Raw genomic sequence first — 18,424 nt, forward strand, 5'->3', positions numbered from 1 at the left:
GGCAAACGATTATCGGAAACTTGAAGCTAAATCTTTTTTTTATTTGCGGCTATTTGCTTTGTTGCTGTGTGGAAAAATGTACAAAAATATGCTATACTGGAACTCGGGAGGTATGATATGTTTTTTGCAGATTATGAAACCCACAAAAAAGAAAAAATTTCTCAGTCAATTCTTTGGGAGTATGATACAAAAGCTCCCGATTGGGATTGGAATATAATGGCAAAAACTGTTGTCGCCCGCGTCTTGGAATACGGCAGACCGGAGGATTATTATGCCATGTTTCAACTTTACGGCGGTTTTGAAAAGGTAAAAAATATTGTTGTACAAATTCCGTACCTTCCCCCAAAAGAATTGAACTGGTCTTGTTTGCTTTTTGATTTAAAAAAGGAAGATTTTTTATGCTGCAAAAGAACACTGTCGAGAAAACTGCATTTGAATTATTAAGAACACTCATGAAAGACTCTCAAATAGATCAATTCTTTTTAGTTGGCGGCACTTCCATTGCATTGAGGCTTGGACACAGGAAAAGTATTGATTTGGATTTATTTACTCAAAATGATATATCGGTACAAGACCTTAATAAACATTTATCAAAAGAATACGGATTTATTGAGAGGTATAAGGCTCATAATACATTAAAAGGCGAAATAAATGGTGTATTTATTGATTGTATCAAATATGATTACCCTTTACTAAAACCATTGTCTACAGAAGAAAATATACGGATAGCAAGTTTTGAAGATGTTATTGCCATGAAACTTTCGGCAATTACCGATAACGGTACTCGGTTGAAAGATTTTGTTGATATTTCGTTTTTATCAACAAAATATTCATTAGAGGCAATGCTGGACTTTTATCGATTGAAGTATAAAAATGTAAATATACTATCTGTTGTAAAAGCCTTATCTTATTTTGATGATATAGACTTTATGGATGAGCCGGTAAACTTAATAGCCGGAAAATTTAATTGGGAACATATTGAAAAACGCTTGCATGATATGATAAAAAATCCTCAAAAAATATACAAAACCTATCCTATATAAGTACAATTAAACTCACATGGTAAGTATATTAATTTCTATATTGTTTTTTTTTGTATTTTATAATATACTAAGAGCCTAAAACATAAATAATTTGGAGGCAAAAATGAACCCATTACAAAACACCGAACCTAAAGAAGTATTTAAATGGTTCTACGAGATCTCTCAGGTACCGAGAGGTTCCGGAAATGAAAAAGCTGTCAGCGATTTTCTTGTAAAATTTGCAAAAGATAGAAATCTTGAAGTACATCAAGATAAGGCTATGAACGTTATCATAAAGAAGAGCGGAACTGCAGGATATGAAAAATCTCCGACGGTTATTATTCAGGGACACATGGACATGGTCTGCGAAAAAGAGGCTTCTTCAAACCACGACTTTTTAAAAGACCCGATTAAATTCGTTGTAAAAGACGAAATGCTCTATGCAGATAAGACCACCCTCGGCGGAGACGACGGTATAGCCGTAGCCTACGCTCTTACCCTTCTCGATTCAAAGGATATTCCCCATCCGCCTCTTGAAGTCTTAATTACGACCGAAGAAGAAACAGGAATGGGAGGTGCGATGGCTCTTACCGGAGAAAACCTTCAAGGAACACGCCTTTTAAATATCGACTCCGAAGAAGAGGGTGTATTTTTGGTAAGCTGTGCAGGAGGGGCCAATATTCATGTCTTTTTCGATATAAAGAAGGAAGCTGCGAAGGGCAAATTCTTAAAAGTTACTGTGGGCGGTCTTCTCGGAGGGCACTCAGGCATCGAGATAAACAAGCAGAGGGCAAACTCAATCAAGCTCTTGGGCCGTGTTTTGTACAACATCAAGCAAAACGAAAAAATCAACATTGTCGAAATTTCAGGCGGTTCAAAGCACAATGCAATTGCAAAGGACGCTTACGCGGTTATAGCCGTTGAAAATGCTGATGCCGTTTTAAAGATTGTAGAAAAAATGGCTGCCGATTTTAAGGGCGAGTACAGGGCCGTGGATAAGCTTTTAAGTCTTACTGCAGCAGAGGCTCAAAATCCTTCCGGTCAAATGTTTACAAAAGAGCTTACCCTAAACATCATAGACTTTATGGCCGGTATCCCCAACGGCGTTCAATACATGAGCATGGAGATTCCCGGGCTTGTTCAAACAAGTTTAAATAACGGCGTTTTGGAAGCGATCGACGGAAGAATCAAATTTACAACCTCCGTACGAAGCAGCGTAAAGAGTGCCCTTGACGAAATTGTGGATGTTCTTAGAATCCAAGCTGAACGCTGCGGAGCCGAATTCAAAAAAGCTTCGGAATATCCCGCTTGGGAATACAGCCCCGATTCACCCGTACGAGATGCGGCCGTTAATGTTTACAAAAAACTTAACGGAAAGGAACCGGTTATTACAGCAATACACGCAGGGCTTGAATGCGGTCTTTTAAAGAAGACCCTCCCCAATGTTGACGCTGTCAGCTTCGGTCCCAATCTGCATGACGTGCACACGCCTAATGAACACATGGAAATCGCCTCTGTAGAACGTGTATGGAAGTTCTTATTGGCATATCTTGCCGAATTAAAGAACTAGAAATAAGGAACAAAAGTTGAGGTCCGGTTTACCGGGCCTTATTAAAAACTAAAAAGGGGCATGAAGTCATGCCCCTTATGGGAGTTGTGCTTTGAACCGCCTAAGGGCGGATGCTCACATCTCCCTCCTAATTTAATTGTATCATAACTATTGTAATTGTCAAGTGAAATAACCGTAAAAATCTAAATTTTCTTTTCGTCAAAACTCTTGTATGATATGTAAAGAAGATTAAAAAGCGTTCCCAGCAATAGGATAAAGGCCCATGTGCGGGCATGGATAAAAGGATTTTTTATGGGTAAAAAAAGATCCGATAGTACAGAGCTCAAATTTGTTACAACATCCCATGAATTCCAGCGTAAAAATCTTCCTAGATAGATGCCGAAGGCTGAAATATAGATTACAAGAACAGAAAAAAATTGCGGAAACCTTAACTTAAAAAGCGCCTTAATCTTTGTCTCGATAAAGTCTAAACTTACAAAGCCGTAAAAAAGTCCTGTAAAGCTATATGAAAATAAAAGAATTAAATCATACCATCTCATAGATGAGGCTGCCGTTTTTAAGTGTATAAAATCGGTTACTATATAAAGGGCATTAGGAAAAAAAATAAGCCATACCGGCAAAAAAATAAGAAAAATTACTTTTTTGTTATTTTTTGACAGGTATAATATTGAAGAAACAAACCAAGGGACAAAGGCTAAAAACAAATTCCAAACCAAGAAAAGTAAAAAATAATTTTCTGCAATAAAAATTCTGCAAACAGATAAAAATATGCAAAAAAAAGATAAGAACATTAGAGCAAAGGTGCTTTTTATTTTGAATATATTTTTAAAGTAATGGCTCATTTATTCTCCAACAATTAGGATAAAGGCGGTCTTTTTTGCATTGAAAAGACCGCCTGATTTTTTTATTTTAGATTTTCATAGATCCGCATTAAATTCGTTTTCATGCGTTCAAGATAGCTCTTGTTATCCTCGGGGCTTTCGATTGTATAAATCTTTTCAACCTTGGCCCCAAGCTCGGCAGCAAGGGTTTTTGAAACAAGGGGGCTTGCCGCTTCTTCAGTAAAGATAACCCTTACCTTATGCTCTCTGCAATAGTCTACCAGTTTTGCAAGCTCTTTCGGATTAGGCTTGTTTTCATTAAAGATATCCGTGACCGAATTTTGCTCCAAGCTAAAGTCTCTGCAAAGATAGCCGAAGGCTGCGTGCCCCGTTACAAAGTGTTTGTTTTTAAGCTTAGAAAATTTTTCTATATATTCTTTTAAAAGGGTATCTAGGCCGTAAATATATTTACTTGCATTTTCATGATAGCTTTTTGCATTTGCCGGATCTGCCGCTGCAAGAGTATTTTCGATATTTTTAACCATAATTTTTGCCGAAGATAGGCTGAGCCACGTATGAGGATCGAATTCTCCGTGGTGGCAGTGCTCATGCCCCTTGCCGTGTTCGTGCTCTCCTGCACAAGCTTCACAGTCGCAATCTTCGCCGTGTTCATCATGGTGGTGGTGACCGGATTTTATCGGTTCAATTCCTGCGCTTGCTTCTACCATAATCAGCTTTCCGTTGTTGACGGCTTTTAAAGCATCTTCAAGCCAAAATTCCATGCCTAAGCCGTTGTATACCAAGATGTCGGCCTTTGACAAGAAGGCAAGGTCCTTGGCCTTGGGCTCAAAATCATGGGGCTCCATCCCGGGCGGGATGATGACCGAAATATTAACCTTATCCCCTGCAACAGCCTGAGTAAGCTCCTTCATTGCATCGAAGGTAACGGCAACATTCTTTTTTCCATTATCGGGCATTTCTTTGGCTCCCATCGCAAAAACATTTATCGATGAAAGGATAGCAATAAATAAACATGTTTTTAATACAGACTTCATATAAACTCCATAGGTAATTTTTTAAGACGGAATAGAATATAATACCGTGCCTAAATTAAGTCAAGAATTAAAATTAAATTTTTAAGGTTGAAGGCCGGGAACCAAGTACTTTTCGGGGATTTTAACAGGCCGTCCTGTGCTGTCGACACAGGCCCAGGTTACCTTTGCTTCTGCACAAACCTTTCCTTCTTCATTCTTTACTACCTGTAAAAAAGTCCCCGACACCTTACCTAAATCCATATGGGTAACCTCAATGGCCAGTTTATCGTAAAGTTTGGCAGAGTGCTTGTATTTAATATCTATGTGTGATACATAGAGCATGTAGCCTTCTTCAATCATCCCTACATAGTCAAAGCCTATTTTTTTTAAAAACTGCATTCTGGCATATTCCAGATAGTTTAGGTAAACTGCATTGTTTACATGATTATAAGCATCAAGCTCGTAGCTTCTTACTTCAACATAAAACGTATGTGTCACAATCTTCCCTTCTTATAAAAACTTTTTAATTCAGTCTTCCGATTTCGTTTGCTTCGTGCATTTTTTCAAGGTCTGCCATTACCTGATCGACTACGGCTTGTTTTTTATCTATTCCTGTAAGTTCTGCATGTTCGGCCTTGACCCTTTCTCTATATTCTTCACAGTTTATGATAGGGCTGGCATCAAAGATGAGTCTATCTTTATGGATAGTATCTTCTGTCATATCTCCGGAATCGGAAATGCGCAGACAGTTTCCATTTGCCGATATCAGGAGCATTATATCGGACATCTTAATATAAGAATCTATTTCTTTTACCCCCTTCTTTGTTTCGGGATTTCCGGGGCGGTATCTTGTGCCTGCAGGATATACAAGAATTACCCGGCCTTCTTCTTTTGCTTTTTCGAGAGCCCGCATTGAAGCGAGGTTTATCATCTTGCTCCTCTTTAATTCTTCTGACAAAACTTCCGGGTCCTTAATTGATTTGATATATCGGCTGGGATAGATATAAATGCGGTCATAGGCACTTGCAAAGGCTGCAACATAGGGATTATCTTCTCCAAGTTTTAAGCCGGCCATTGCGATGCACTTTTCTGCCAGTTCAGTTCCTTTGGGGCCTGTTTTTTTCATCAGATGCATAAAAGCAGGGTAATCCATATTACTGTAGTGTTCTGCAAGGATTATTCCCTTTTTACCCTTGTTTACCTCATCCAAAAATTCTTCCAGATGTTCCGGATGCCTAAATTCCGAATTCTCAAGGGCGAGATCGTCTACCATCTCATCAAGAATTTTAGAAAGAGCGGGATTACCTTTTTGTAATACGTTTTCTGGTGTAACTGCAGGATTTTTCATAGTATGTTTTGCAATTTCCGGTAAAAGGTCTTTAACATATTCCATTAAAGTCTGCTGCATTTTGAACCTCCATAAAGTTTTTTTAGAATTTAAAATAAACCGTCAAAATAATCTTTGTATTTTTGGTACGAAGCCTTATCGACAGTCAAACTTACTACAGTATATTTTGAATTTTCTCTTTTTATTATCAATTTAATATCGTGCTTTATGCTCTTTGTTTCAAGATCATAGACGTTGTTTATGACCTTAAATTTCTTGCTTGAACCGCTGAGTTCCGTATCTTTTGCAAGTACCTTGGACAGCTTACCTGAAGACGAAAAGTATTTTATTAAAAAATCCGTCTCCCTGCCTTTTGCTCCGGGTATAGTTTTTAAGTCTATTGTGTTTACATTTAAAAAGGCCTCATTTCCCATAAAAAAAGTATTGTCTGCTATCTGCGTCCATTGGCTGTCTAAAGAAAGCTTAACCCCGTCAACGCTTCTTTCCTCTTTTTTTGCCTTAGGGTTTAAAACGAATTTGGTCTCAAGCTGTTTAGTTTCTTCTTTGGGGGTAAACTCAAAAAAAGTTTTTTCGTCCCCGGTTTTTCCCATTTCTACCAGCTCAAAGGCTTTGTTCTTATCGGAATCTAAAATTTCTTTTACATGAAAGAGTGGAATGTAAGAGTGGAGTTTTACCTCGCTTTCGCCTCCGAATTGTTCTTCATTTACCGTTTTGGAGCCCGTTTTTATTACAAGGCTTTCAATCAGGTTTTGAGACTTCCATGAATATAGTTTTGGGAGCATTCCCATAAGATAGTTTACGGCATAGGTGTAGGCAGGATCCGTGTTGATACCCGAAATGTTGTTTTGGCCTGTGATTACGAATTCCCCATCCAAAATTTCTCCGCTAAAAAGAACCTTTGCAAAGACCTTCCCGTTTGAGGTGCACAAGAAGCTTCCTATCTCATTGTCATTGTAATATAAAAAACCTGCCCAAGTGCCTTCTTTCCATGAAAGGTCTTGGTATATAACGTAATCACCCGATTCCGTACCCTCCCATGCTGACTTTTCTTCAGCTGCAAGCCGAAAACCGGCTGCCGTCAGGAGGAAAAAAAGTAAAAAGCTTAAACTTAAAATCTTTTTCATCTTAAAAAGCCTCTAGCTTAATTTTGCAAGTTCTTCTTTTACGTTTTTTTCCACCAAATCCATCACTTCATCTTTATTGACCAAGCTGTTTTCGGAACTGCTTCTCAGTTTAAATTCGATATTGGGAAGATTTTTTTCGCCGACTACGAGCCTTATCGGAATGCCTATGAGATCCATATCCTTAAATTTAACGCCGGTTCTTTCTTTTCGGTCATCCAAGAGAACTTCAATTCCTCTTCTTTTGCACTCGTCATAGAGGCGGTCGGCTTCTTTTTGCATTTCGCCCTCGTATTTTATGGGAACTATGGCAACCTGAAAGGGGGCGACGCTCATAGGCCAGATTATTCCGTCCTCATCGTGGTGTTCTTCGACGATTGAAGCCGTAAGGCGGTCAAGCCCTATGCCGTAGCAGCCCATCGAGGGATGCTGCTGTTTTCCGTTTTCATCGAGGTAGGTCATATTCATCGACTTGGTGTACTTATAGCCCAGCTTAAAGATGTGGCCGAGTTCATTGCCTTTTTTAGTGTAAAGAGGAGTGCCGCAAACGGAGCACTTATCTCCTTCTCTTACCGTGCGGAGGTCAAAGACATGGGCAGGGGTAAAATCTCTTGAAGGCTCCACATGAATAAGGTGTTTGTCTTTTTTTAAGGCTCCGGTTACTGCATCGTGTATGAGCATAACGCTTTCATCGGCAATTACGGGAATGTTTTTTAAGCCTACGGGGCCTGCAAAGCCTACAACCGTTCCTGTCGCTTCTTCTACTTCGGCATCGCTTGCAAGGATTGCTTCCGAGGCTTTAAGGGAGAATTTTAACTTTGCTTCGTTTACTTCCAAATCGCCCCTTATGCAGACTGCTGCCAGGTGAGTTTCTTCATCGCTCTCTTTCGCTCTTTTTTTACTATTTTCTGCATTACCGAGTACTTCGGAATTTTCTATGCGGTAAATCAAGGTTTTTATAAAAGAAGAGCTTTCCGTTTTTAAAAAGGCCGTAAGTTCTTCTATCGTTTTTATGTTTGGTGTGTCGATTTCTTCTATATTACTTGCAGAAGCCGAACCTTGCTCCTTATCGGGTGCGCAGGCAGCCTTTTCTTCATTTGCTGCATAACCGCAAGAAGGGCAGAGAAGGAGGGTGTCGTCTCCTACGGAAGACTCTACCATAAATTCCTGCGAGCCGCTTCCTCCCATCGCCCCCGAATCGGCTTTAACTCCTATTACCGTAAGGCCGCAGCGCTTAAAAATCTTTACATAGGCTTTTTCAAAGCTGAGATAGGCTTCATCTAAGCTTTCGTCATTTGTATGGAAGGAGTATGCGTCCTTCATTGTAAATTCGCGAGTTCTCATAAGTCCGTAGCGGGGCCTGACCTCGTCGCGGTATTTTGTGTTAATCTGATAAGTTAAGACCGGATAGTTTTTGTAAGAGGATAATTCGTTCTTTAAAAGAGCCGTAAAGGCTTCTTCGGCCGTAGGGCTTACTACCAACTCTTGGTTTAAGCGGTTTTTAATGCGCAAAAGTTCAGGCCCCATAGAATCCCATCTTCCCGACTCCTGCCAAATTTCACCCGGAACAATTACGGGAGGCTTAAATTCTAGACAGCCTATTGCATCCATTTCTTCCCTGATAATTTTTTCGACCTTTCTAAAGGCCTTTAAGCCGAGGGGGAGATAGGCAAAAAGCCCGTTCGCCAAATTTCTTATCATTCCTGCCCTCAAAAGCAGCTTATGGCTTTCAACGACAGCCTCATTCGGGATCTCTCTCAAGGTAGGCATATACATCTGCGTCATCTTCATAATTACTTCTCCAAAAAAATTATTGTACCGCTTTTGCTTAAAAAAATCTATAGGATAAAATTTAAGATGTTTTTTTTAATTTTACTTTATACTGCATAAAAAATATACAATAATAATGGAGGCATAAATTAATATGGAACAGGAAATTTTAAATCCCAAAACGGATTGGGTATTCAAATTAATGTTTTCAAAAGGAGAACAGGGCAACAAGGCTCTTATAAGTTTTTTAAATGCTTTTTTGGAAGATTCTTACGGTAAAATCAAAAAAGCGGATATTTTAAATACAGAACTTATTAGGGATGCTCCGAATGGAGAAACCTATCATCTTGATTTTTTGATTAAAACCGATTCAGGTCTCATTATCAACCTTGAGATGCAGCAATTTTGGAAAAGCAACTATCCAAGGCGTAACCAAATGTATCTTTTACGTTTGGCTTCTCGTTTTTTGAAGTTGGAATCTAAAAAGGATGATCCTTTATATGCTATAAGTATTTCGGTTTTTGGATGTAATGTGCCTAAAAATGCGAAACTGGCAAAAATGTCTGAAAATTCCGTTATTCAGTATCTTTACATTGAATTAAATGACTTAATAGGTTATACTATACGAAAGAAACTGGAAAAATACACACTAAAAGATTTTTGGATAAGATTTTTGGCTAATTATGAAGACGATAAAAAGAGCGGAATGTTGGAAAAACTATGTAATTTAGAGGAGGGTATAAGAATGGCAGAGGAAACACTCCTGATGGTAACAGAAGAAGAAAGACAAATCGCTAGAGAACTATCTCGAGAAAAGTATCAAATGCTTTTAGAAGCGGAAAGAGCTGACGCAAGAAGAGAGGGCTTAGCCGAAGGCCGTGCAGAGGGGTTTGAACAGGGAATTCAACGAGGAATTGAACAAGGAATTCAACAAGGAATTCAACAAGGAATTGAGCGGGGCATGCTGCAGGGCAAAAAAGAAGGTTTTGCTGACGGTGCATATCAAAAAATACTTGAGATGGCTAAACTAATGAAGATGTTTAAATATCCTTTTACAGAGATCAGTAAAATCACAGGCCTGAATATAGAAGAAATAGATAATTTATAAAAAACGGGTCTTTCAAAACTATAGCACAAAATACAAAAAAGTGATATAATCCGCTGCCTATAGCCCTTTGTTTAGGCGGTTAGCTAATATAGAAATTATCAGGAGTTTTCATGTCAGTTCTTTTTTACGCAGAATCGGTTTTAAGTTTTGTATTTTCAATCTTGTTAATTATAAAAAACGGCTCAGGCCTTGCCGGTGCGGCTTTGGCCTTGGGTTCGGCTTATTCTCTTTGGAAAGCTTTTTCTACCTTTTCTTTTTTTAAGAAAAAGACTGTAAGTACTATGCTTATAATGCGTAAAACTATGGAATATGTGCCCTATATTTTTATGGCCTGCTTTATTATGTCCAGGGCTTCTCAAAGCGGAGAGGATAGGTCTACTCTTGATGCTGTCTTAGCCCTTTATTGGATTGTATTAGTTATTTACAACAGAATTCTTTTGTTTAGATTAAAGGATAAAAGGCTTTCTAAGTATTTTCCTGAATTACCTGAGATACCTAAAAAAAAGCGCTCTTTTATTTCGGAAATTTTAGATTGGGCTGATGCAATATTGCAGGCTGCCTGTATAGTCCTACTTTTTAGCGTTTTTGTTTTGCAGCTCTATGTTATTCCTTCAGAATCCATGGTGCAGCAGTTTATGATAGGAGACAGGGTTGCAGGTTTTAAGGCCGCTTCGGGCCCTACTTTTCCTCTTTCATCGTTCCGTTTTCCCCAAATTTATAATTATAAGAGGGGAGACGTGGTTATAATCCGCAATCCTCATTATGAGAATGACCCGAATAACGAGCTTAAATTTTTTACTTCCCAGCTGGTTCAATACTTAACCCTTACTATGGTAAATATCAACAAGGATGAAAGCGGAAGAATAAAGGCCGATCCCTTGGTTAAAAGAATCGTAGGTGTGGGCGGAGAAAAACTTATGCTTGTAGACGGAGTGCTCTACATAAAGAAAGCCGGCGAAAAGGATTTTAAGGCCTTTGATGAAAGTACCTACGCCGTTTGGGATCTATCCAAACTTCCGCAGTCAAGTTTAAAATATGTAAAAGACGTAAAAATGAATACCCAAGACCTAAACAGGCTTCAATCTGTGGAAGCTTGGAGAGCAAGGGTAAATTTCGATGAGGCAGAAGCTGAGGCTCTTACCCTTGTTAAAAAGATGAAGGAAATAAAGTCTAAACCCGATAAGATTTTTTCGGCTAAAGACTTTTTGAGCAAGGCTCAATATCTTGTTACTCAAATGGCCCGCGATAACGAGGCAATAGCCTCAAAGATTTTGACTACCGACGGCGGACTTACCTGGTTTGAAAACTTTTTAACCTCATGGAAAAAATCTGCCGAAAAAAATTCCCACAATTTATACGAGATGAGAAATGCCCGGCTCAATGTTCTTGTAAAATTGACCTTTGGAAGGCTTCTTGTAAGGAATGCGGAACTTTATAAGGCCAATGTGAGCGAGGCTGCCTTTTCTTCGGATGCGGAGCGTCAAGCTATTATAAACGAGCTTGGTGAGTACCTGTATTATTTGGCCCTCTCATCTCAAAGAAACATGGATGAATTTCCTAAGGGGGAAGAAGAGTACATCCCTGAAAATTGCTATTTTATGATGGGAGATAACCGATTTAATTCCACGGACATGAGGCACGAGTATCAATACCACTTGGAAGCTTTGAATAAAGATGATCCCATGTCGATGATGTTTGTAACAAATGTGGCCCCCCGCTATATTCATTCTTCGAGAATGTTGGGAACCGTAAACCTGATTCTTTTTCCCAGAGCCCGTTTCGGTTTGGTAAAATAAATTTAGTTTAAGTAAAAAGCCGCATAATTTATGCGGCTTTTTTTCAAAGTTTCAATTCGTGCTGCTCTGTTTAGCCTTTTACTTTTAGTTCACGTGCAAGTTCTTTTTCGTCAGCCCATTCGGAACGGGCTTTGAAAACCTCGCTTCCGTCCTTGGCCCTCACTATGGAGTGAATACAGACGTTTTTAGAAAGGCTTGATCTGCATATAAGCTCTTCACCATACATGGCAGACGAAATGAAGTTGGTATCAAGGGTTTTTAATAGTTTTCCCTTGCAAAAGTCCGCATCCATGTATGAAAGAATCCACCTTATATAGTTCAAATTGTTTACATGGGAATTCATATCTATATCCAAGAGGGTGGGGCAGAAATTTTCTTCGATATCCCATTTTTCGGGTATGGCAATCTTTGCAAATACCTTACCTTCAAGATGTTCATCATTGAAACTTAAATTTCGCATAGTTTTTTCGTCAGGCTTTACAGGCTGTCCCGTTTCAGCGTTCAATATTACCCAACATGAGCTTGCCCTAAAAATAGGCTTTTTAAGCTCTTTAAATTCTTCTTCTATAGATAAGCTTTTCTCTCTCCCTTCTTCAATACGGAATTTTTCTTCAAAGGCCTCATCAATGGAAGTTTTTTTTCCGTTTTTGGCATAAAAGAAGGCACAGTCCCTAAAGCAAAAAAAGCCCTTAGACGGCTGTGCCCAAGTCTGAACGATTAGATCATCCATCCAAAGGGGATATTCGGCAGTTTCAAAATGTTGTTTTGTTATAACCCAGGTCATTCCCATTCTTTGTAAGTGAGGGATGGAAAGCCCCGTTGTACTGTAATGCCCTGCTGCCAATTCCTGAACTAAAAGAGCAAATTCCATGGGTGTAGCCCTGCATTTTCCGTCTATGTTTCCTGTTAGGATCTTATGACGGATGGTGTATTTATTGTCTATAATCATAGGCCGGATTATAGCAGTTTTTTAAAATTGTTTCTAGGGAAGAGCTTTAACCCTATATAGACATATTTTATAAAATATAATATACTCACACTCAATTATATTTTAGGAGGTGCGCATTTATGAAAAATTTTTCTAAATTTGCACAGATAGTTTTTTTTGCTCTTCTTATTGTGTCGGCTGTTTTTGTTGTAAGCTGCGGCGGAAACGGAAATGCAGTTCTTAACAAGGATAAGCCTCTGGTATTTTTTAACAGACAGCCTTCAGATCCGACAACGGGAAAAATCGATATGACTTCTATGAATTGGAACGACAAGACCTATTATGTAGGTTTTGATGCCGCAGGCGGCGGTGCGGTTCAGGGAAAACTTATCACCGATTTTCTTGCTTCGGCAGATGCTTCACTTGACAGAAATGAAGACGGCATCATCGGTTATGTTCTTTGTATCGGCGATGTAGGACACAACGATTCAAAGGCCAGAACTGAAGGAATCAGAAAGGCTTTGGGAACTTGGGCCGGTTCCACCGATCCCGGTAAAACAAAGCAGGGTTCCGTAACAATCGCAGGTAAAACCTTTGATGTTATCGAGCTTGAAGGAAAGGCCATGACAGGAACAGACGGTTCTACATGGAATGCCAATGCTGCAACAGAAGCCATGGGCGGATGGGCAACAAAATTTGCCGATCAGATCGATATGGTTGTTTCAAACAATGACGGTATGGCAATGGGCTGTTTACAGGCTTCAAACTATCCTGCAGGTGTTCCGATTTTCGGCTATGATGCAAACGCAGATGCTATCGAAGCTGTAGGCAAGGGCCTTCTTACAGGAACAGTTTCTCAGAACGTTGATGCTCAGGCAACTGCAACCTTACAGGTTTTGCGCAACTTGCTCGACGGTTTAAAGGGAACTGATGTATACACAAAGGGTATTACGGCTGCAGACTCTTACGGCAATAAAATTTCGGCTCCCGTTCAGTACTGGGCTGATGTAAAGGCTGTTATGGCTGCCAACTCAGGTGTTACAAAGGCTAACTACAAGAACTACCTCGGCGGAACACGCGATGCCGGAATCAAGCAGACAAATGCTCCCAAAAAGAAGGTTCTTTTAACGATTTATAACTCAGGCGATAATTTCCTTTCTTCTTCATACTTGCCTGCATTAAAATACTATGCTCCCCTTTTGAACATTGAATTGACAATCGTTCAAGGTGACGGACAAAACGAATCAAGCTGTTTGGATAAATTTACAAACTTGAACAACTTTGATGCCTTTGCCGTAAACATGGTAAAAACGAACTCAGGTTCAAATTACACCGACAAGTTAAAGTATTAATGAGTCTTAAATTTAAGACTGCCGTTAATCTTTGATGGTTTTAAGGCAGGGGAATTTTTCTCCTGCCTTAAAATTAAATAAGAGGCTTTTAAAAGGAGTTGAGATCTTTGGGATGAGTGATGTAGTTCTTGGAATAAAAAACCTTTCAAAATCTTTCGGAAAAAATAAGGTTTTGGACGGTATTAACTTAACCGTAAAACCGGGCTCCGTAATGGGACTTATGGGAGAAAACGGAGCAGGAAAATCCACCATGATGAAGTGCCTTTTCGGTATATATACACGGGATGAGGGTACCATTTCTTTATTAAATAAATCAATCGAATTTAAAAATCCTAAAGAAGCTCTTGAAAGCGGAGTAGCTATGGTTCATCAAGAGCTTAATCTTTGTCTTGACAGAACCGTTACCGACAATTTATTTTTAGGCCGTTATCCGACCAACTTAGGTGTTGTTGACGAAATAAAAATGTTTGAATCTGCAAGTTCTCTTTTTTCTTCGCTCAATATGAATGTCAATCCCAAAACAATAATGCGCACCATGTCCGTTTCGCAGCGGCAGATGGTTGAAATAGCAAAGGCTGTTTCCTATGATGCAAAGCTCATCGTATTGGATGAGCCTACCTCTTCTTTAACCGAAAGGGAAGTAAAAAAACTTTTTTCGATAATTAGAGCCTTGCAAAAAAAAGGCGTTTCATTTATTTATATTTCGCATAAGATGGATGAGGTTTTTGAGGTTTGCGATGAGGTTGCCGTTTTAAGGGACGGCAAGATGATTCTTTCAAAACCCATAGCTGAAACCGATATGAACGAAATTATTGCGGCCATGGTCGGCCGCTCTCTGGATAAGCGTTTTCCCGATGTGGATAATGTTCCCGGAGAAGACTTTTTAAAAATAGAAAACTTAAAAACAAAATATGCTCCCGTTTTGGAAGATATTTCCTTTACCGTAAGGAAGGGAGAAATCTTAGGCCTCTACGGGCTTGTAGGAGCCGGAAGGAGCGAGCTTTTGGAAGCCCTCTTCGGAATCCGCACCATAGAGTCGGGAAGCATAAGTATTAACGATAAATATCTTAATTTTAAAAGCAGTAAAGAGGCTATGGCTTACGGCTTTGCCCTTTTAACAGAGGAGCGTAAATTAAACGGAATGTTCGGCAAGGACACAATCGAATTTAACACGGTAATTACCAATTTGAATAGCTATAAAACTATGGGTGTCTTGTCAAACCGTAAAATGCGTGAAGCCGCAAACAGGGAAATCGACACCATGAGGACGCGCTGTCTTTCAGCCGATCAGAGTATTTCTGCCTTGAGCGGAGGTAATCAGCAAAAGGTTATCATCGGAAAATGGCTGGAGCGTTCTCCCGATGTGTTTTTGATGGATGAGCCTACCCGCGGTATAGATGTCGGGGCCAAGTACGAAATATATCAGCTCATTATCAATATGGCTAAAGAGGGTAAAACCATAATCGTCGTTTCGAGCGAGATGCCCGAAATCTTAGGTATCACAAACCGCATCGCCGTCATGTCCAACCGCCGCCTTGCAGGTATTGTAAATACAAAAGAAACCGATCAAGAAACCCTGCTCAGGCTTTCGGCTAAGTATTTGTAGGAACATTTTAAGGAGTATGTTGTATGGAAAATAAAAACAATGAAAAAGTAGATTTAATCGATTTTAGTTTTTTTAACGAAGATAAAAAACTTGCCGAGTACGGCAAGGCCCTTCATGAGCTCCGCAAGGACGGGGTCGATAAGATAGCTTCTTTAAAAAATCATATCTATGCCCTTAAAAAGAACCGCCTGATAGACGATGAGGTAAAGGCTTCTTCTATCGAAGAATATAAAAAAGAAATCGAAGAAGCAAAGAAGACCGCTCTTGAAAACAAGGATGCCGAAAAGAAGCTTGCAGCCGAATCTGTTGCCTATTCGAATAAGCTTTTTAACGATAATATAAAGGATTTTATAAAATCCGAAAACCAAAAGCAGGAGCAGTACAAGGCTGAGTATGAAAGTCAAGCCGCTTCAATTATGCAGGAAAATGAACTTGCAAAAAAAGCGGTGCATGATGAGTTTGCCGAAACTAAGGATTCGGGAGAGCTTAACCGCAAGCTAAACGTTTTAAAGTTTCAGCTTAACTCTTCCTTGGCTGAGGTAAAAAATAAATACAGGGATGCCCTTGCCGCCTCTAAGGAAGCAAAAAATCAAGCCTACATAGACCATGTTCAAAAAAATATTTCTTTAAGAAACGGAAGAACAAATCTTAAAGAAAACATGGTTTTAAATTTTAAAGATTATGTTTATAAGTTTAAGCTCTCAAGCTTTTTGTTGAGCAACGGTCTTTATCTTGCAATTTTGGTTTTCTTTATTGTCTGTATAATTGTGGCTCCCATATCGGGAAACGGAAACCTACTGTCCCTTCCCAATATCTTTACGATTTTGGAACAGGCTTCGACAAGAATGTTTTACGCCCTCGGTGTTGCAGGGCTTATTCTTTTAGCCGGTACCGACTTGAGTATAGGAAGAATGGTCGCCCTCGGTTCGGTTATTACGGGCTTGATTTTACATCCGGGGCTTAACATAGTGACCTTTTTCGGGCTCGGCCCTTGGGATTTTACTGCCATGCCGATGGTTTGGCGCCTTATTCTTTCGCTCGGTCTTTCAATCTTGTTTTGCGTTTTATTTAGTGCCTTTGCAGGCGTCTTTTCTGCCCGCCTTAAGATTCACCCCTTTATTGCGACCCTTGCAACCCAGCTTATTATCTACGGTCTTTTGTTTTTCGGCACTAGCGGAACTCCGGTAGGATCAATCGATAATGAGGTAAAGGACTTACTCGGCGGAAGATGGATTTTGGGCATTGTAAATAACGAGATGATTACCTTGCCTAAGCTTATAATCCCTGCCTTGGTTGCGATTGTAATTGCATGGTTTATTTGGAATAAGACCGTCTTCGGAAAAAATATGTATGCGGTAGGCGGAAATGCCGAAGCTGCTGCCGTAAGCGGAATAAGCGTTTTTAGGGTTACCATGGGAGTCTTTATTATGGCAGGTGTCTTTTACGGTGTAGGCTCCTTCCTGGAAGCTTTTAGGGCTAACGCAAGTGCAGGAACGGGACAGGGCTATGAACTTGATGCCATTGCTGCCTGCGTTGTAGGAGGCATCTCCTTTAACGGAGGTATAGGAAAGATAAGCGGTGCCGTAATAGGCGTTATCATCTTTACAAGTTTAACCTACTGTTTAACCTTTTTAGGAATAGACACCAACTTGCAGTTTGTGTTTAAGGGTTTTATCATCATTGCGGCTGTTGCCTTAGACAGCGTAAAATACCTAAAGAAAAAATAAGTCTTAGGAGATTTAAATGATCAGCGATAAAAACAATTGCGATAAAAGTGCTTACGATAAAAATGCGATTAAGGATGCCGTAAAAGAACATTACGAAAATTTGGCAAGGGAAAATCTTGCGGTAAACGGAGAAGCCGAAAAGATAACTGCCTCAATAGGCTATGCCGCTAAAGATCTGGCAGGAATCCCTAAGGAGGCAGACTTAGGGCTCGGCTGCGGGAATCCTCAAGAGGCGGCCAAGCCTCGCCTAAACGAAAGCGTTCTTGACCTAGGCTGCGGACGGGGGCTTGACTGCTTTATAGCATCAAAGGCAGTGGGTAAAAACGGAAAGGTCTTCGGGCTTGACGGCTCCGAAACCATGATAAGACGGGCCTCGGAAATCGCCGTAAAAAACGGCTTTACCAACTGCGAATTTATTTTGGGCGAGATTGAAAACATTCCTCTTCCCGATAATTCCTTAGACCTTATCATGAGTAATTGCGTAATAAACCTGTCTACGGATAAATACGGAGTTTATTCCGAGATTTACCGCTGCCTTCGCAAAGGCGGAAGAACAGCTGTTTCGGATATAACCTTAAAAAAAGCCCTGCCCCAAGAGTGGGTATCCGATCCCGATATGGTAAAAACCTGAGTGGGAGGAGCCTGGTCTGCGGAGCAGATCAAAACAGCCTTCGAAAAAATCGGCTTTAAAAATATCGACATAAGCTCAAAAGAGGTATCCGACGAGTATGCCAAAAAATGGGGCCACGGCTTGGAAATAAAAACCTACATCCAAAGCAGCCTCATCTATGCCGAGAAGTAGGAATCTTTAAAATTTACCCGTTTATAGAAAACGCAGGAGTAAAAAATGATTGAATATAAGGGATATATCGGAAAAATAGAATACGATCCGGAAGCAAAAATACTACATGGAGATGTTATAAATACTCGTGATGTTATTACATTTCAAGGTACAAGCGTAGCGGAAATAGAAAAAGCCTTTGTTGACTCGGTTGACGATTACCTCAACTGGTGCCGGGAAGAAAATGTAGAACCCGAGAAACCATATTCCGGAAAATTCAACATACGCATATCACCGGAACTTCATAAACGAATTGCAATCAATGCTAAAAGATTAAATCTTTCATTAAATAGTTTCGTTGAAAAAGCCTTACAACATGAATTAACAATGACTAGAATATAAATTACTATGCTCTCGGCATCCATGTAAGCATTATATAT

18 protein-coding genes are annotated in these 18,424 nt (G+C 39.7%); 11 read left to right on the top strand and 7 right to left on the bottom strand.

Annotation, left to right across the window (positions count from 1 at the left end):
- Positions 1-117: 117 nt before the first annotated feature.
- From E4O07_RS02510 to E4O07_RS02520, 3 genes are all read left to right on the top strand, one after another.
- Positions 118-444 carry a DUF6922 domain-containing protein gene (locus tag E4O07_RS02510; protein WP_253687113.1) on the top strand — a complete coding sequence of 109 codons (327 nt, stop codon included), beginning with the start codon at positions 118-120 and terminating at the stop codon, positions 442-444.
- Positions 399-1,043, top strand: coding sequence for a nucleotidyl transferase AbiEii/AbiGii toxin family protein (locus E4O07_RS02515; RefSeq protein WP_253687115.1), 645 nt, complete (start codon positions 399-401; stop codon positions 1,041-1,043). Before E4O07_RS02510 ends, E4O07_RS02515 begins: the two co-directional genes overlap by 46 nt.
- Before the next feature lie 103 nt (positions 1,044-1,146).
- Positions 1,147-2,592: an aminoacyl-histidine dipeptidase gene (locus E4O07_RS02520; RefSeq protein WP_253687116.1), complete on the top strand. Its 1,446-nt coding sequence runs from the start codon at positions 1,147-1,149 to the stop codon at positions 2,590-2,592.
- Positions 2,593-2,774: 182 nt separating this feature from the next.
- Here the strand turns inward: E4O07_RS02520 and E4O07_RS02525 are convergent, their stop codons facing one another.
- The 6 genes from E4O07_RS02525 to E4O07_RS02550 form a co-directional block, all read right to left on the bottom strand.
- The gene (locus E4O07_RS02525) at positions 2,775-3,434 is read right to left on the bottom strand and encodes a DUF1361 domain-containing protein (protein WP_253687118.1); all 660 of its coding nucleotides are present in this window, start codon (positions 3,432-3,434) and stop codon (positions 2,775-2,777) included.
- A gap of 62 nt (positions 3,435-3,496) precedes the next feature.
- Positions 3,497-4,468: a metal ABC transporter substrate-binding protein gene (locus tag E4O07_RS02530; protein WP_253687119.1), complete on the bottom strand. Its 972-nt coding sequence runs from the start codon at positions 4,466-4,468 to the stop codon at positions 3,497-3,499.
- Positions 4,469-4,549: 81 nt separating this feature from the next.
- Entirely contained in the window at positions 4,550-4,945 is a 396-nt protein-coding gene (locus E4O07_RS02535; RefSeq protein WP_253687120.1) for an acyl-CoA thioesterase, read from the bottom strand.
- A gap of 25 nt (positions 4,946-4,970) precedes the next feature.
- On the bottom strand, positions 4,971-5,855 hold the full coding sequence (locus E4O07_RS02540; protein ID WP_253687121.1) for a 1-acyl-sn-glycerol-3-phosphate acyltransferase: 885 nt from the start codon (positions 5,853-5,855) through the stop codon (positions 4,971-4,973).
- A gap of 29 nt (positions 5,856-5,884) precedes the next feature.
- Positions 5,885-6,919, bottom strand: a complete 1,035-nt coding sequence (locus tag E4O07_RS02545; protein ID WP_253687123.1) for a DUF7954 domain-containing protein — start codon at positions 6,917-6,919, stop codon at positions 5,885-5,887.
- A gap of 12 nt (positions 6,920-6,931) precedes the next feature.
- Positions 6,932-8,707: a proline--tRNA ligase gene (locus E4O07_RS02550; protein WP_253687125.1), complete on the bottom strand. Its 1,776-nt coding sequence runs from the start codon at positions 8,705-8,707 to the stop codon at positions 6,932-6,934.
- A gap of 133 nt (positions 8,708-8,840) precedes the next feature.
- Here E4O07_RS02550 and E4O07_RS02555 point away from each other — a divergent pair, with 133 nt between their 5' ends.
- Entirely contained in the window at positions 8,841-9,794 is a 954-nt protein-coding gene (locus E4O07_RS02555; protein ID WP_253687127.1) for a PD-(D/E)XK nuclease family transposase, read from the top strand.
- A gap of 110 nt (positions 9,795-9,904) precedes the next feature.
- Positions 9,905-11,590, top strand: coding sequence for a S26 family signal peptidase (locus E4O07_RS02560; RefSeq protein WP_253687128.1), 1,686 nt, complete (start codon positions 9,905-9,907; stop codon positions 11,588-11,590).
- A 70-nt stretch (positions 11,591-11,660) separates the two neighbouring features.
- Here E4O07_RS02560 and E4O07_RS02565 read toward each other — a convergent pair whose 3' ends face one another.
- On the bottom strand, positions 11,661-12,539 hold the full coding sequence (locus E4O07_RS02565) for an acyl-[acyl-carrier-protein] thioesterase (protein WP_253687130.1): 879 nt from the start codon (positions 12,537-12,539) through the stop codon (positions 11,661-11,663).
- A 119-nt stretch (positions 12,540-12,658) separates the two neighbouring features.
- Between E4O07_RS02565 and E4O07_RS02570 the strand changes: the two genes are divergently transcribed.
- From E4O07_RS02570 to E4O07_RS02595, 6 genes are all read left to right on the top strand, one after another.
- Complete coding sequence (locus E4O07_RS02570) at positions 12,659-13,870, top strand: substrate-binding domain-containing protein (protein WP_253687132.1); 1,212 nt, start codon at positions 12,659-12,661, stop codon at positions 13,868-13,870.
- 112 nt (positions 13,871-13,982) lie between these two features.
- Positions 13,983-15,476 (top strand): sugar ABC transporter ATP-binding protein, encoded by a 1,494-nt coding sequence (locus E4O07_RS02575; protein ID WP_253687133.1) that lies wholly within the window; start codon positions 13,983-13,985, stop codon positions 15,474-15,476.
- Positions 15,477-15,499: 23 nt separating this feature from the next.
- Positions 15,500-17,203 (top strand): galactose/methyl galactoside ABC transporter permease MglC, encoded by a 1,704-nt coding sequence (locus E4O07_RS02580; RefSeq protein WP_253687135.1) that lies wholly within the window; start codon positions 15,500-15,502, stop codon positions 17,201-17,203.
- A 16-nt stretch (positions 17,204-17,219) separates the two neighbouring features.
- Positions 17,220-17,834 (top strand): methyltransferase domain-containing protein, encoded by a 615-nt coding sequence (locus E4O07_RS02585; RefSeq protein ID WP_253687137.1) that lies wholly within the window; start codon positions 17,220-17,222, stop codon positions 17,832-17,834.
- The gene (locus E4O07_RS02590; RefSeq protein ID WP_253687138.1) at positions 17,835-18,005 is read left to right on the top strand and encodes a methyltransferase; all 171 of its coding nucleotides are present in this window, start codon (positions 17,835-17,837) and stop codon (positions 18,003-18,005) included.
- A 45-nt stretch (positions 18,006-18,050) separates the two neighbouring features.
- Positions 18,051-18,386: a type II toxin-antitoxin system HicB family antitoxin gene (locus E4O07_RS02595; RefSeq protein ID WP_253687140.1), complete on the top strand. Its 336-nt coding sequence runs from the start codon at positions 18,051-18,053 to the stop codon at positions 18,384-18,386.
- Positions 18,387-18,424: the final 38 nt, after the last annotated feature.

This window comes from Treponema sp. OMZ 798, from assembly GCF_024181385.1.
Taxonomy (GTDB): Bacteria; Spirochaetota; Spirochaetia; order Treponematales; family Treponemataceae; genus Treponema_B.

What these genes read in the sequence shown, in the direction of transcription:
- E4O07_RS02545 (WP_253687123.1), bottom strand. Translation starts at nt 6,919, where the DNA reads ATGAAAAAGATTTTAAGTTTAAGCTTTTTACTTTTTTTCCTCCTGACG.
- E4O07_RS02520 (WP_253687116.1), top strand. Translation starts at nt 1,147, where the DNA reads ATGAACCCATTACAAAACACCGAACCTAAAGAAGTATTTAAATGGTTC.
- E4O07_RS02560 (WP_253687128.1), top strand. Translation starts at nt 9,905, where the DNA reads ATGTCAGTTCTTTTTTACGCAGAATCGGTTTTAAGTTTTGTATTTTCA.
- E4O07_RS02510 (WP_253687113.1), top strand. Translation starts at nt 118, where the DNA reads ATGTTTTTTGCAGATTATGAAACCCACAAAAAAGAAAAAATTTCTCAG.
- E4O07_RS02575 (WP_253687133.1), top strand. Translation starts at nt 13,983, where the DNA reads ATGAGTGATGTAGTTCTTGGAATAAAAAACCTTTCAAAATCTTTCGGA.
- E4O07_RS02550 (WP_253687125.1), bottom strand. Translation starts at nt 8,707, where the DNA reads ATGAAGATGACGCAGATGTATATGCCTACCTTGAGAGAGATCCCGAAT.
- E4O07_RS02565 (WP_253687130.1), bottom strand. Translation starts at nt 12,539, where the DNA reads ATGATTATAGACAATAAATACACCATCCGTCATAAGATCCTAACAGGA.
- E4O07_RS02515 (WP_253687115.1), top strand. Translation starts at nt 399, where the DNA reads ATGCTGCAAAAGAACACTGTCGAGAAAACTGCATTTGAATTATTAAGA.
- E4O07_RS02530 (WP_253687119.1), bottom strand. Translation starts at nt 4,468, where the DNA reads ATGAAGTCTGTATTAAAAACATGTTTATTTATTGCTATCCTTTCATCG.
- E4O07_RS02555 (WP_253687127.1), top strand. Translation starts at nt 8,841, where the DNA reads ATGGAACAGGAAATTTTAAATCCCAAAACGGATTGGGTATTCAAATTA.
- E4O07_RS02595 (WP_253687140.1), top strand. Translation starts at nt 18,051, where the DNA reads ATGATTGAATATAAGGGATATATCGGAAAAATAGAATACGATCCGGAA.
- E4O07_RS02525 (WP_253687118.1), bottom strand. Translation starts at nt 3,434, where the DNA reads ATGAGCCATTACTTTAAAAATATATTCAAAATAAAAAGCACCTTTGCT.
- E4O07_RS02580 (WP_253687135.1), top strand. Translation starts at nt 15,500, where the DNA reads ATGGAAAATAAAAACAATGAAAAAGTAGATTTAATCGATTTTAGTTTT.
- E4O07_RS02570 (WP_253687132.1), top strand. Translation starts at nt 12,659, where the DNA reads ATGAAAAATTTTTCTAAATTTGCACAGATAGTTTTTTTTGCTCTTCTT.
- E4O07_RS02540 (WP_253687121.1), bottom strand. Translation starts at nt 5,855, where the DNA reads ATGCAGCAGACTTTAATGGAATATGTTAAAGACCTTTTACCGGAAATT.
- E4O07_RS02585 (WP_253687137.1), top strand. Translation starts at nt 17,220, where the DNA reads ATGATCAGCGATAAAAACAATTGCGATAAAAGTGCTTACGATAAAAAT.